Raw genomic sequence first — 12536 nt, forward strand, 5'->3', positions numbered from 1 at the left:
GCCCTGCAGGTCGGGGCTCATGCCGGCCGCGGGATCTCCGCGGCGTCGATGACGTTGCCGGTCCACACGGTGACGCACGGCACCAGGGAACGCCTGTCGTGGTCGAGCTCCATTCCGGTGGCGAAGTGGCACACCGGCTCTCCTCGCGTGGCGATCGCGTCGAGGATCCCCGAGACGGTCGCAGCCGCCGGGGTGAGCGGGAAGGGGGCCTCCGCGAGAAACCCGCCCGGGGTGTAGTGCATGACCTGCACCAGGGCAGGGTCGGCGTCGTCGGCGAAAACGGTGTAGTCCGCGGGTGTTTCACCCTGCAGGGGCGACCACGTCACACCGTGGGTGACGGTCAACCCGCTCCAGGAGACGGCGGCGCCCGCCTCGAGCGAGCCGAGCTGGTCGAACGTCACTGTTCGAGCATCGACGGGGGTGTGCTGGGTGGTCGTCATCGGTGGAGCCTTTCTCGCTGGTAGTCGGTTTCCAGGCAGCGGCTTAGAGGCCGTCGACGGGGCGCCACACCTGGTTGTTGGGGGTGCCCCAGACCTTCTGGATCTTCACGACGTCGCCGGGCTTCGGGGCGGCGATCATCATGTCGCCGCCGAGGCTGATCCCGACGTGCCAGGCGTCGTTGCCGCCCCAGAAGATCATGTCTCCGGGCTGCGCTTCGGAGAGGGGGTGCATCTGCCCGCGGGCAACACCGTTGCGCCACTGAGTGGTCGCGGAGTGCCCGGCGTCGATGTTGATGCCGATGCCGGCGTACGCGACTTTCGTCAGGCCGGAGCAGTCCCACACGTTCGGGCCCGCACCACCCAGGACGTACGGCTCGCCGAGCTGCTGCTTCGCGAACGAGATGACCTGGTTGATCTGCGCGGCGTGCGGTCCGGACGCGGGCTGCTCCCCGGTTGAAAGGACCGCGTTCGTGGCTGTGGCTCCGGTGCCGCCCTGGGTGCAGGTGGCCCCTTCAGTGGTCTGTGACACCGTCGACACAGTGACCCCGGAGAGGGCGTTCATCATCTCGACCGCGTTGGCGGACTTCGTCGCATAGGCGTCGGGGAACGCTGAACGTTCGACGGCCTGCGCCGCCTCGCCCGGGGTCTTGGTGTCCCATCCCGGAACCTTCACGAGACGTTCGTAGAAGAGGTTGATGGCGTAGCTGATGTCCGTGATCTGCGCGAGGGTGCCCCACCCCTGGGAGGGACGCATCTGGAACAGGCCCGCGGAGTCGCGGTCGCCGCCGGAGAGGTTGTTGAGGGTCGATTCGGTCATCGCGGCCATGAGAGCGGTCTGCTGGGCATGTCGGGTCAGGCCGCGCTCTTTGCCGATAGAGAGGATCGCGGCCGCGTTCTTCACCTGGTCGCCCGAGTACGCACCGACCTTCGTCGGGAGATCTCCGGACTCGACAGCGACGGCCGTCCCGGACACAGCCCTGGTAACCCCGCAGGTCGCGGCCGCGGCGTCGTCATCGCCGGCGCCGGTGATGATCACGAACAGCAGCAGCACGACGACGACGATCCCGATCACCGGGGCGAGGACGACCAGCCCGATCATTGCTCCTTTGCCGTTCACGGGTTACTCCTGTCCGCCGGCGTTGATGTACGACGCCAACCACGGGTCTGACGGGGTGTCGCGGTGGAGGGTGATCGTGACCGGGCCGCCCGTCGACGCGGTGAATTGGTACGCCCGATCGGTGCCGGTCTGCTGGTCACCGACGGGGGCGGCGTCGTCGCGGATTCCCTGGCAGGGCACGTTTGCCGGCCGGACGGCCGAGTACAGCGCGGCGGCGTCCGCGGTCAGGTGCGGGCTGAGGGACCGCTGCCAGGTGTTCTGGGTAGCGTCCGGCCGGCAGAAGAGGTCAGCGACCGTGAAAGCCGTCTCCGCCGGGGTAGGCCCGGCACTCGTCGCCGTCGGTACCGGGGTCGCCGACGGACGCGGCGCCGCACCGGCGCCCCGTTCGGGGAGGTGGGACGCAACGACGATCACCACGGCGACGACCGCGGCCACCGCGATCACTGCCAGCACGAGGAAGAGTCGTTTACGGGTCACAGGACGCTCAGAGCCCCTTCGCGACCGCGGCGCCAGCGGCGAGCCAGGCGAGCTTGGTGGGCTCCTGCAGAGCGTCGTAGTTGATGACCCGGGCCTTGAGACCGGAGTCGTACGGGATCGTCAGGACGTCGCGGCCGAGGCCGGCGTCCTTGAACCGGCGCACCTGCTCGGCGACCTTCTGCGGTCGGACGTCGCTGGTCTCGACGCCGACGATCACCACGGCGTTCTCCGCGAGCATCCGGTACCGGCCGCCCGCCGCGACGAGCTGCTCGAGGAGGAGCGCCGCCGACTCGCACCACTTGTCGTCGGTCGTGGTCGGGACGACCAGCTGGTCCGTCCGGTCGAGGCCTGCGAGCCACATCGGGTCGGTTTCGTCGTTGCCGGAGTCGATGAGGACGAGCCGGTAGAACTTCGTCAACACCTTGTGCACCCGGTCGACTGTCTCCGAGCCGAACCGCTGCCCGGCAGCGAGCAGTTCCGGCTTGGAGCGGAGCACGTCGTATCGGTCTCGGGTCTGGTGGTGGACGTAAGAGGCGAGGTCGGCGGACTGCGCGTCGGTGCCGAGGAGACGGTCGATGTCGGGCAGGAGGTCCAGCACGGAGGCGTCGTGACGTGCGCCCTCGGTGGACCAACCGAGGGTGCCGCGGGTCTGGTTGTTGTCCCAGGCCACGGTTGCCGCTCCCGAGTAGCGGGCGAGGATCGTCGCCAGGCAGACGGTGGCGAGGGTCTTTCCTGCCCCGCCCTTGCCGTTGGCGAGCATGATCGTGCGGGGGCCGACGTGGTGCTGGCTGACGAGGTGGACCTGCTCGCGGTGTAGTCGCTCTGCGGCGGACGGCGCCATGCGCAGGCCCGCACGCGTGAGGGCACCGCGGAAGCCGGTCGTCGCGGGTTCTTCTATCTGCTCCTGCGTGAGGAATGACTGACGGGCCTCTCGGCGCGTCACGGGCGCCGGTTCGGCGGGCGACGCGGCGGTGGGGGTCGGCGAGGAGACGGGCGCCCCGACTGACACGACTGCTTCTGCGGGGGTGACCTGCGGCGCCGGCTCGACGGCCGGAGGGGCACTTGTTGCAGGGTCATCCCAGGGCGAGGCGGTGATCCCGGCGACGGGTTCGACCGTGCCGGCGCCGTTGATGCTGAACAGGGTGTCCGCGCCGTTTGCCGCGTCGTAGCTGCGAACGACGACGGCTGCGCCGATGTTCGCCGCGCGGAAGGTGAGCCAGCCGATCGCGTCGGGGTAGGCGGTCTCGCCGGTGAACACGACATCTCCGATCCTGATGTGGTCGCCGTTCGCGATGAGGTCAAAGTCGATGTGCACGGTGCTGGTGGGCATGATCGTTCGTCCTGTCTGTCGGTGAAACTGGTTACTGGTAGCGCTCGTCGGTGTCGTGCAGCGCCATCTGGGTCTTGGTGCGGAGCATCTGCACGGGGATTCCGACGCGCTCGGAGATCTTCAACAGCACCTTCCCGGCGCCGGGAGGAGCACCCTTGGTTCCCTTCTGCCGGCGCGGGGACCGCCACGTCTTCGACGAGTTGAACCTCGCGACTAGGTCGATCTCCTTCGGCGTCAGCGACCGGACCTTGCTCAGCTCGTTGAGGTCATCGCGGCTGAGGGCCATGAGCATCAGCAGGCCGGAGCGTTCGATGAACCCCTTGGCCTTCTCCCGGTCGTCCGCGTTCGGGAGCGACAGCAGGTCCTTGGGCGAGTGCGAGACCTTGAGCTCGGCCGCGCCGACGCTGCGGTTCGTGCGCGAGAGCCCGTCGACGAGGTCGACCATGCCCTCGCAGGCGCGGATCGGGTACCAGAACTCGTCCATCAGCGACGTGTAGCCACCCCACGTCACCTGCGCTTGGTAGCGGTCGCCGTTGGCGTACGCCTCGACTTCCTTCGCGAGCTCGTGCTGCGCGAGCTCCCAGTGCGCGTCGATCGCGTCCATGCCGAGCGACCAGGTCGACAGCATCGCGGCGGATAGCAGCTTGGTATTGCCCTGGCCGATCGAGGACGTGTCGAAGCAAAAACCGCCAGGGTTGCCAGGCTCGAACTCGATCGAGTTCGTGCCGGAAAGCATCTGCCCCATCTGTCCCGTCATCAGCGATCGCAACGATTCACCGAGCCGTGCAAACCGGGTGTGGAATGCATCAGGGGAGGAAAGTCCGGTCCGCTCGAGCATCAGCGGGGACACTTCCGAGAACGCGTGCAGCAGGTCGGCGGTGACGGCGGTGTCGTTCGCGCCGCGGTGGTTCAGGATCGTGTCGACGATCGCCTCGACTGCCGTCTCCTCGATGTCGGTCAGAGGCTCGCGGCTACCGCGGCTGATCTTCACGCACAGCTTTACGAGGTCGATCGACTTCGCTCGTGCGAGGTGGAGCAGCTCGTCGCCGACCTTTCCGCCGATGCGACGGGCGGCGTACCCGAGTGGGCCGGGCGACAGCAAGTTCAGCTGGTGTCGGGCCTGCGGGCCGATGGAGAACACGGTCCCGCCGAGCTCTTCGATCCACGGCACATGCTCGCCCTTGATCGGGTCGAAGATCGCGGGTGTGAGGCCGCGGCCGACCTGACCGCCGATGAGGGTCTGCGCGGTCGAGGACTTCCCGTTGCCGTTCAGCCCGAACAGGAACGCCGAGGGGGACGAGATGATGTTGGCCCTGTAGAGGGCGTCGTGGTCGGTGCACACGGCCGTGTGGGTCATCATGTCCTCGCCGAGCGGGGAGCCGTCGATCGGGCGTCCGGTACCGGCGCCGAACGGGTAGATCCCGCACACCTGCACGCTGGTTGCGTACCACCGCGGCGGCTGCGGCATCTGCTCCCAGCCGCCGCCGTTCGGGGCGAAGAACCCCGACGGGGTCCGGGTGAGCCGCTTCGTCATGCTCTGCGCCATCAGAGAGCGCTCCTGTCTTGGGTGAGGGTGTCAACGAAGGTGGCGTACTGCTCGCCCTCGAGGACGGTGGTGTGGACCAGGACGAAGCCCTGGCTGGTGGCGGCCTGGAGTTCGTGGAGGCGGCCGGTGAGCTTGCCCTTTCGGACGTCGCCGAGCTCGTCGCGTTTCGGCACGACGGTTTCGACGGTGCCGACGTCCTGCAGCCGCATCACTCGCTCCGATCCGTGACGCCCTGGATCGCCGTGGCGTACGCCCACGGCAGCACTCCGAGCGGGAGCGTGGAGTGGAACCCGGCGGCGGCGTCGGTCTGCACGAACCGGTACGCGATGTTGGTGCCGTCGAGAATGTTCTTCAGCTCCGTGGTCGCGTTTCGGATGCCGCGCTTGGAGTCCTCGAACGTGACCGTGACTTCGATTGCGAACGCTGTCATCGACGCGCCGGTCATGAGATCCAGCTCCGTCTTCTTGGCGAGTTGACGGCGGTACTTCGCCATCTCGTCGTCTTGGCCGGTGGCGGTGGTCGAGTTGCGGCGGGCGTTCGCGCCGAGCTTCTTCGCCGCCTTGATCGCAGCCCCGGGGCTGAGCGGTCGATAGAACACGGCGGTGCGTTTGCGGAGGAACTTTCCGTTGGGCCGGAAGAGCACCTCGAGGAACTCCTCGGTGATGTGCATCTGTGGCGGGGCGACCATCATTGCCGTCATGGACGCGACTCCGTCGTGGCGGCAGATGCGGCGCGTATTGTCGTGGAACTCGTCCGGGCCCGCCTCGGTGACTTTCATGCGGAACGGTCGCCCGGTGAGGTCGTCGGAGCCGAACTCCCGTGACCGCTCTGGCTGGTACGCGACGCGCACGGCGCGGGCGAGGTCCTGGCTGGTGGCGACTGCGGGGCTCCCGGCGCCGGCGTTTGCGAGCAGTGCTCGGTGGTTGGGCAGCTTCGCGGCGATGTCGGCTGCCGCTTCGTCGACGTCCTCTGCGAGCTCGTTGACGCTCCACACCACGGAGGTGAAGACCTCAACGTGGGCGTACGCCGGCGGTAGGGCTCGCGCACCCTCGCGGAGTTGCCGCTGAGCCGCTTCGGGAGCGTGCGGAGACACTTCGCCGTCGATCTTCGAGATCAGGGGGTCGACGGACTCTTGGGCGGAGTCGACAACGATCACGGCCCCTTCGATTGCGGTGTCTCTCGACAGGGAGGCGATCCAGCCGCCGAACTCGGAAACCTGCGCGTTGACGCGGTCCTGTGGGAGCAGGGCGGTGCCGTCGGGGTGGCAGGTGAACGTCGCGGCAAGCAGCGGGTTCCGGGAGTTCTTCCGGTGGTGCAGGAGTACGTACTCCTCGCCTTCACCGTCGATGCCGGTGATCTCCTCGAGGTCGGAGAGCATCCCGGGCAGCGCGGTGAGCGCGTCGTCCGGCAGCTGGGAGAAGATCCCGGTGACGTAGTGGTTGGTTCCCGCGCGCTGACGCTTCCGGTTCACTGACCGGTCCCAGACGCGGGCGGCGATCGTGCGGCCGGCTGTCGGGTCGCCCCACCGGATGATGAACACCGCGTTGGCGATGGCGCCGGTGATGACGGCGAGGATGCCCGCGAGCCACCAGCCGACGACGAGGCAGATGACCATGATCATCACGCCGGTCAGGAGCATTGCCCAGCCGATCAGGGTCAGCCCGCCGAGGGTGCCTTTCGTGGTCGGCAACCAGTTGCCGAACCGGATCCGCTTCTCTGCTGTTGCGTCACTCATTCGATCATTCCTTCCGCGGTGTTCGCTGCACCCTCTGAGCTGTCAGCTGCGGCTCCTGCCGCTGCCCATCCCGCCCGTGAGCTGGACGATGGTCCGGAGCCGGACTCTGACGCGCCGCCTGCCGCGGACGCCCCGCTGCTGCCGTTCGAGCCGTCGTTGCCGTCAGCGCCGGAAGCCGACCCGCCGCCGACCATGCCGGCGGCACCGTCGCTGCCGGACCTGCTTCCACCGGCGGCATCTCCGCTGCCGCCTTCGGCAGTGGGACTGCCATCGGCGCCGAGCCCGCCGCCGGCAGAGGCCAGCTCGCTACCTTCGGCGACGCTGGTGCTGGTCGTCGCGGTCGAGGTCGTCGACGCGGTGCCGGTGCCTGCTCCCGCGCCGGCGGATGCGCCGCCGGTGGCGACTGCAGCACCGACTGCGACGCCGGCCTGCAGTGCTGCCGCGCCTACGCCGAGCGCCATTGCTCCGCCGATGGCGCTCCCGAGCGCCCCGGATGCGGGGACCAGTAGCCGCATGATCGCCGGCAGGGCTACGACGGCGAGGATGATGAGCATCAGCCCGTAGAGCACGCCGCCGACGCCGTCCTCGCCATCTTTAAGTCGCCACGCGAATGCGTAGATGGATGCTGCGAGGGGGGTGTAGATGATGAACGCGATGATCCAGGCGGTGACTTTCTCGAACGCCTGCTCACCCCGCTTGAGCAGTGCGTAGGAGGCAGAAATCTGCCAGAACGCGTTGAGGAGCAGCATCAGCGCCTGCCGAACGAACATGATGACCCACTGGAAGCCGACCGCCATCACCCCGATCAGGCCGAAGATCAGGGCCAGGCCAGGAGACGCCGCCGCGAACCCGGCGACTGTGTAACCGCCGGCTGCGGTGACCCCAGACTGCTTCAAAATCCACTGCGCGTATGCGTCGCCGCCCCACACGAAGATCTGGATTGCGGCCGTCCCCAAAGTGATGACCGCGACCGCGCGGCCGAGTGCGCTCATGACTTCCTGGAATGGCTCCCCGCGGCGGGAGTACATCACCCGGGCTCCGGCGACGACGAGACCGAGCGTCAGCAGGGCGATCGTGATGGGCAGGGACGTGTCTTGGAACCAGGCGGTTGCCTTGTTGTCGAGCGCCACGAGGAAGCCGGAAGTGGTCCAGCTCGTCAGGAACTGCTTCATGATGTCGTCGTAGGAGGCGAACATCGTCTCGGCGGCCTGCTTGAAGCCGTTCGACGCGGCTTGACCCGCGACAGCGCCTACTGCCTTGCCGCCAGCGCAGATTGGGTTTGAGTAGCAGAGAATGTCTCCGGGATTCATTGGGTAGTTCCTCCCCAGCTAATGAAGTCGCCTTCGCTCGGCGTCGTCGGGTTGCCCGATGACAGCTCGCCGTTGTCGAGGACTGAGAGCTTCCAGTCGTCGTCGACCCACTGCACCGAGCAGGCGATACCGACGTAGCCGGTACTGGTCGACGGGTTCGAGTAGACAAGAGTCACGTCCGCGCGGTTCTTCGTGAATGCGTCGACGGTGAATCCGGCGGGGTTCATGCCGGCTGCACGCATCTGGGTCGCGTTGCTGCTCTTTGCCGTTCCCTCGACGTTCGCCGCTTTCCCCTTGGAATCGGCGATGTAGAAGTTCAGTGAGGCCGCGACGCTGTGGCTGGTGTCGTACTGGCTGTAGATCGCGTTCTGCGCCGCGAGTGCGGCGCCGAGCGGTGAGCGTGCGAAGCACGCTTCGAACCCGTCGACGGTCTTCGTGGGGCCGGCCGACTTCGACATTGGCCACGTCAGCCCTTCCGCCCCCGTCTTCCACGTGAGGTCCGTCGGGATCTTCGGTGTGGTCGAGCTGTCCGTGACGCTGACGTTGCACGGCCCGTCGATGCTGGTAGGTGTGCTTTGTGTGGGGGTCGGCTTGTTCGCCGCGTCCTGCCCGTCGTTCTTCGCGGGTGCGAACACTCCGAGCAGCGTGGAGAGCATCACCACGATTACGACCAGCGCGAGGACGACGATTGCGGCGACGGCTGCGGGCTTGGAGTTCCAGCCGCGCTTGACTGTCTCGCCGATGCCCTTGTTGTTGCGGTTGCGTTCTGCCATGACGGCCTCCCGGGGTTGGTGTCGGTTAGGCGCCGGGGATCGTCTTGCAGTTCGCCGACGTCACCCCGAGGAAGATTGAAGTCATCCCCGCGGCCGCGCCGATCAGGGCCGCACCGCCGATCCACCAGCCGAGACCCTTGAGGGTCTCTCCTCCATCGTGGCGTTTGCCAGAGAAGAACATGCCGATGCCAAGGATGATGAGAGCGATGGCGCCGAGCGCGATCGCCACGATGCGGGTCCAGAGACTTGCGGTGTCGAGCGCGTCCTGAGCCTTCCCTGGAAGGCAGTACGCCTGCGCGGCGATCATGCCGGCTCGGTTTGTCGCCTCGAATACGCGGGGCGACTTCGCCGCGACGGCGAGGATGGTGTGACTGATCATTCGGCCTTCTCCTTGTTCGACTGCGCCCCCAGGAGCGCCTTGGTGACCCGCTGCACGGGTCGGGCAACTTGCCCGGCCAAAGCAGGGGAGATTTCTGCCACCGCCCGGAGGCGGGGAAGCCACGGGACCGGTACAACCGGTACGGCGCCGGCGAGCACGCGCTGCTCGCGCGCTGCGGCCGGGACCGGCTTGCCTGGTGCGTCTGCAACGACTAGGACGGCGTCGACGGCCGCTGTGCCGAGCGCGTGGATCGCGGACTTTGCTGCGTTGATGCCTGCGGGAGTCGAGCGGCACACGAGAATGACCGGGCCCGCGAGCTCGTCAGTGAGAGCGGCCTCGGGGAGGTCGAGGAGAAGCGCCCAGATGCTCGACCCGGAGCCGGCGTGCGCGCCGACGAGCGAGGCGCGTTTGATAGAAGGAGCCTCGCGAGAGGCTTGGGCCCTAGGCCCGGCCCAACCTGTTGCGTCGTCTCCCTCAGCGACCGAGCTGCCGTTGAGCCGAAGCACGACCCGTGTAACGCGCGGCCCGTCGGTGACGACGACGCGGACCGGTGCGGTCGCGTTGACGACGCGAGCGATAGTGCCGAGGACCGTTCGGCGCAGGTCGTCTCCTGCCGGGACGGTGATGACGTGGCCGTTTACTGCCCACATCGGGCCGACCGCGTGCGTGACGATGACCGGCGGGACAAGTTCGGTCCCGCATTCAGCGCAGAACCGCGGGCCGAGCTTGTCGCTTCCGCAGGCGAGGCACGCGCGCTGAGCATTGTGCGAGCTTTCGCTTGAATTCGTGTTCAATGCACCACTCATGAGAATGAGTGTTGCAAATTTGCAAGATCAACGCAAATGACTGATGTTGCTTCGAGTTACCGCAGCGTTCCTTGGCCATTCTTTCGCAGATTCGCAATTATCCATGAGCTAGCGACTTCCGCGAAGCGCTCAGGGGCCGTGTTCCACTCCGTCGCGTGGGGGCTTGAGGGGAACTCGTTGAGAGTCGCTAGGGGTGACGACTCTGCGAACGCTTGGGACGCGGCGAATGGCGTTGTGAGGTCCCCGGTCGAGTGGATGACGAGGGTTGGCCGAGGGGCGGTCGGGATCGCCGCGGGCAGTTCGAGTGCGTGGGGGAGACCAAGGAGTCGTGCCCCGACGTTGCTCGTGAGGACGGCGATGGCGCTCGAGGCGAGCCACCGTGGGACTCGTTGACGTGCCATGCCGTAGTGGATGGTCGCCGCCCAGTTGATGACCGGTGACACGAGGACGAGGGCGTCAACGGCCTCTCGCTGCGGGCCGCGTCTCACTTGTTCGAGTGCGATCGTCGCTCCAAGGGACCAGCCCATGACGATGATGCGCGCGGCGCCGCTCGCTCGGGCGAACGCAACCGCCGCGTCGAGGTCTTCCCACTCCACCTGTCCGAGGGTGGACGGCATCCGTTTCTCGGCTTCTGCCTCGCCGTCCCCGCGGTAGGAAACGACTAGCGAGGTGTATCCGGTCTTGGTGACGGCGTTGACACTGCGCAAGGCGGAGTCGCGCCCTGCAAGCATGCCGTGGACGTGGATGACCCACACGGACGCGTCTTCGCCGTTGCCGGCGAAGAGCCAGGCGGGCTGAGTACCCCGGTTGGTTTGGATCTCGACGTCTGCAGGCGGCCGGTCGGTGACGTCGGACGCGGTGAAAATGTTGCCAGAGGCTCGTCCCACCGCCCCTGCGTCTACCGGCGCCGGCGCTGCGAGCTTGCGTGTGACGCGGCCCCGGACTTCGTCGACGTCGGCCCCAGGCTGCAGCACTGCGAGTCGTCTCTCATCGTCGTAGAGCAGTCCGAGGATTCCGTCGAAGCGGGTCAGTGCGTTTAGGGAGAGCGTCACATGCCCGGTGGGGGTCGCTGCGACGATGTCAGTGGGGCGCGCTCGCTTCGGGTAGACCACTGCACGTGCGAGCAGAACAGCGGCCAACCCATAAAGCACGAGGAGGAGCACGATGGTGGCCGCGGTGAGGGTTAGAGCCAGCATTAGGGAGTGACCTCTTCCAGCTTGTTCGACAGTGTCCGCTCGACGACGCCGAACACGAGCGTTTCGGGAAGTGTGAGCTCTTGCAGCCCGATCTTGACGCGATCGCGCACGTTGGCGGCGGAGTCGAAGGCCAACTGACGATTTGACCAGTGACGCCATCGCGCGAGCGCGAGGCGCTGTGTGCGATAGCTGGAGTGCTGTCCGCGGGCGTCGACGCTGAGCGTCCAGCGGGCCGCGGTCCACCAGAACGCTCGTGCTCCAAGAATCCAGATGAAGCCGAGGACGGCGAGGGCAACGCCGGAGAAGAACGGGAGCTCGGCCACGTAGTAGTACTGCTCGCGAAACGCCTGGCTGGCAGGGCTGAAGTGCGCCGCGGCAAGGTAGGCCACCTCGAGTACGTCGCTGACCATCATCAGCGATAACCCAACGACCCAGAGCACTGTTGGCGCGGTCCTTTTGGCCGACAGCATCCAGAGCGTTAGTCCGGCGAGAAGGCCCATGACCACGGTGTAGATCGTGGCGAACAACCACACAGAGGTTTGACTGAGTCGGTCGAGCACGAACCTTGTCGATGTGTGGCCCGGGTCATTGATGAAGGCGAACGGGACGGCGAAGGCGGCGACTGCTAAGAACAGGGACCACCAGGGGAGACGGCGGCTCGAATAGTTGCGCTCAACCGCGACGGCGTTGTGGAACGAAAACATCGCAGTGACGGCCGACACGTCCCGAACGAGGGTGAGGATGTTCCTGCCTCCGAGTAATGCGTCAAGTCTTACTGGGGAGATGGGCGCGACGCCGTACGTCCCCAGGGCGATGAGGCCGAAAAGTGTCGCCCACCACGCGGGTTTCCGGTAGGACCGGCGAGCTCGCAAGAGTACGGCGACGATGAGGAGAAGGAGACACACGCCTTGGATCATCCGAAGTGCTCCTCTTCGGTTGTGTCGGCGTATACCGCGAGGCGGCGCATGAAAGAGCGCGCCATCTCCTCGACGATGGCTTCCTCACGAACGGTCTCAGCATCAGCAGATTCCGTGCTGTTCCGGGGGCACAAACGGAGGAAGAGCCGCGAGTGCGGCTCGGGCTGGCGAGGCCGGCTGGTCCCGGGTGGGAACCACCCATCGGGCGCGCTCCTGACGATTAGGTGGCAGAGCTCGTGCACGCGACTCAGGAGGCTGTAGTAATTGCTGTCTTCCGCGGGGACGAGTATCCCGGTGAATGTCTTTGCTTCGAACAGCACACCGGTCGTCGCGCGAAGCGACGCGCCCTTGATCTCGTCGAAGACCAGACGGCGGCCGTAGAGGCTCTCAACCGAGTCGCAGAGGTCGCGGAACTCCGCATCCGCGGGTAGGGGAGTCCGTAGCACGAGCGCCGCCGCGAGGTCAGCGGAAGGCTCGGGCTTCGCGCGTCCCAGTGAGCTTGCTTGCATA

General features: G+C 66.9%; 14 protein-coding genes. All 14 read right to left on the bottom strand.

Translation table 11 applies throughout. The annotated features are described in order from the left end of the window. Positions 1–17 precede the first annotated feature (17 nt). Positions 18–440 carry a hypothetical protein gene (locus ITJ49_RS15130; protein ID WP_194606411.1) on the bottom strand — a complete coding sequence of 141 codons (423 nt, stop codon included), beginning with the start codon at positions 438–440 and terminating at the stop codon, positions 18–20. A 43-nt stretch (positions 441–483) separates the two neighbouring features. Next, positions 484–1557, bottom strand: a complete 1074-nt coding sequence (locus ITJ49_RS15135; RefSeq protein ID WP_370544551.1) for a C40 family peptidase — start codon at positions 1555–1557, stop codon at positions 484–486. Between the two features lie 3 nt (positions 1558–1560). Continuing rightward, on the bottom strand, positions 1561–2034 hold the full coding sequence (locus ITJ49_RS15140) for a hypothetical protein (RefSeq protein WP_194606412.1): 474 nt from the start codon (positions 2032–2034) through the stop codon (positions 1561–1563). A 7-nt stretch (positions 2035–2041) separates the two neighbouring features. Then, positions 2042–3364 carry an AAA family ATPase gene (locus tag ITJ49_RS15145; RefSeq protein ID WP_194606413.1) on the bottom strand — a complete coding sequence of 441 codons (1323 nt, stop codon included), beginning with the start codon at positions 3362–3364 and terminating at the stop codon, positions 2042–2044. A 31-nt stretch (positions 3365–3395) separates the two neighbouring features. Then, a complete protein-coding gene (locus tag ITJ49_RS15150) occupies positions 3396–4898 on the bottom strand; it encodes an ATP-binding protein (RefSeq protein WP_228514578.1) in 1503 nt (500 codons plus the stop codon). Positions 4899–4909: 11 nt separating this feature from the next. Continuing rightward, on the bottom strand, positions 4910–5119 hold the full coding sequence (locus ITJ49_RS15155) for a hypothetical protein (RefSeq protein ID WP_194606415.1): 210 nt from the start codon (positions 5117–5119) through the stop codon (positions 4910–4912). Further along, positions 5119–6645: an SCO6880 family protein gene (locus ITJ49_RS15160; protein ID WP_194606416.1), complete on the bottom strand. Its 1527-nt coding sequence runs from the start codon at positions 6643–6645 to the stop codon at positions 5119–5121. The genes ITJ49_RS15155 and ITJ49_RS15160 overlap by 1 nt, the downstream gene beginning before the upstream one ends. Continuing rightward, complete coding sequence (locus ITJ49_RS15165; RefSeq protein ID WP_194606417.1) at positions 6642–7955, bottom strand: hypothetical protein; 1314 nt, start codon at positions 7953–7955, stop codon at positions 6642–6644. The genes ITJ49_RS15160 and ITJ49_RS15165 overlap by 4 nt, the downstream gene beginning before the upstream one ends. Beyond that, on the bottom strand, positions 7952–8728 hold the full coding sequence (locus ITJ49_RS15170; RefSeq protein WP_194606418.1) for a hypothetical protein: 777 nt from the start codon (positions 8726–8728) through the stop codon (positions 7952–7954). Before ITJ49_RS15170 ends, ITJ49_RS15165 begins: the two co-directional genes overlap by 4 nt. Positions 8729–8753: 25 nt before the next feature. After that, positions 8754–9107, bottom strand: coding sequence for a hypothetical protein (locus tag ITJ49_RS15175; protein WP_194606419.1), 354 nt, complete (start codon positions 9105–9107; stop codon positions 8754–8756). Further along, a complete protein-coding gene (locus ITJ49_RS15180; RefSeq protein WP_194606420.1) occupies positions 9104–9757 on the bottom strand; it encodes a hypothetical protein in 654 nt (217 codons plus the stop codon). Before ITJ49_RS15180 ends, ITJ49_RS15175 begins: the two co-directional genes overlap by 4 nt. Before the next feature lie 212 nt (positions 9758–9969). Next, complete coding sequence (locus tag ITJ49_RS15185) at positions 9970–11109, bottom strand: S9 family peptidase (RefSeq protein ID WP_194606421.1); 1140 nt, start codon at positions 11107–11109, stop codon at positions 9970–9972. Then, complete coding sequence (locus ITJ49_RS15190; protein ID WP_228514579.1) at positions 11109–11831, bottom strand: hypothetical protein; 723 nt, start codon at positions 11829–11831, stop codon at positions 11109–11111. Before ITJ49_RS15190 ends, ITJ49_RS15185 begins: the two co-directional genes overlap by 1 nt. Before the next feature lie 191 nt (positions 11832–12022). Next, complete coding sequence (locus tag ITJ49_RS15195) at positions 12023–12535, bottom strand: hypothetical protein (protein ID WP_194606423.1); 513 nt, start codon at positions 12533–12535, stop codon at positions 12023–12025. Position 12536 lies beyond the last annotated feature (1 nt).

Source organism: Frondihabitans sp. VKM Ac-2883 (assembly GCF_015350875.1).
Classification (GTDB): Bacteria; Actinomycetota; Actinomycetes; order Actinomycetales; family Microbacteriaceae; genus Frondihabitans.

What these genes read in the sequence shown, in the direction of transcription:
- ITJ49_RS15130 (WP_194606411.1), bottom strand. Translation starts at nt 440, where the DNA reads ATGACGACCACCCAGCACACCCCCGTCGATGCTCGAACAGTGACGTTC.
- ITJ49_RS15145 (WP_194606413.1), bottom strand. Translation starts at nt 3,364, where the DNA reads ATGCCCACCAGCACCGTGCACATCGACTTTGACCTCATCGCGAACGGC.
- ITJ49_RS15150 (WP_228514578.1), bottom strand. Translation starts at nt 4,898, where the DNA reads ATGACGAAGCGGCTCACCCGGACCCCGTCGGGGTTCTTCGCCCCGAAC.
- ITJ49_RS15155 (WP_194606415.1), bottom strand. Translation starts at nt 5,119, where the DNA reads ATGCGGCTGCAGGACGTCGGCACCGTCGAAACCGTCGTGCCGAAACGC.
- ITJ49_RS15160 (WP_194606416.1), bottom strand. Translation starts at nt 6,645, where the DNA reads ATGAGTGACGCAACAGCAGAGAAGCGGATCCGGTTCGGCAACTGGTTG.
- ITJ49_RS15165 (WP_194606417.1), bottom strand. Translation starts at nt 7,955, where the DNA reads ATGAATCCCGGAGACATTCTCTGCTACTCAAACCCAATCTGCGCTGGC.
- ITJ49_RS15170 (WP_194606418.1), bottom strand. Translation starts at nt 8,728, where the DNA reads ATGGCAGAACGCAACCGCAACAACAAGGGCATCGGCGAGACAGTCAAG.
- ITJ49_RS15175 (WP_194606419.1), bottom strand. Translation starts at nt 9,107, where the DNA reads ATGATCAGTCACACCATCCTCGCCGTCGCGGCGAAGTCGCCCCGCGTA.
- ITJ49_RS15180 (WP_194606420.1), bottom strand. Translation starts at nt 9,757, where the DNA reads ATGTGGGCAGTAAACGGCCACGTCATCACCGTCCCGGCAGGAGACGAC.
- ITJ49_RS15185 (WP_194606421.1), bottom strand. Translation starts at nt 11,109, where the DNA reads ATGCTGGCTCTAACCCTCACCGCGGCCACCATCGTGCTCCTCCTCGTG.
- ITJ49_RS15195 (WP_194606423.1), bottom strand. Translation starts at nt 12,535, where the DNA reads ATGCAAGCAAGCTCACTGGGACGCGCGAAGCCCGAGCCTTCCGCTGAC.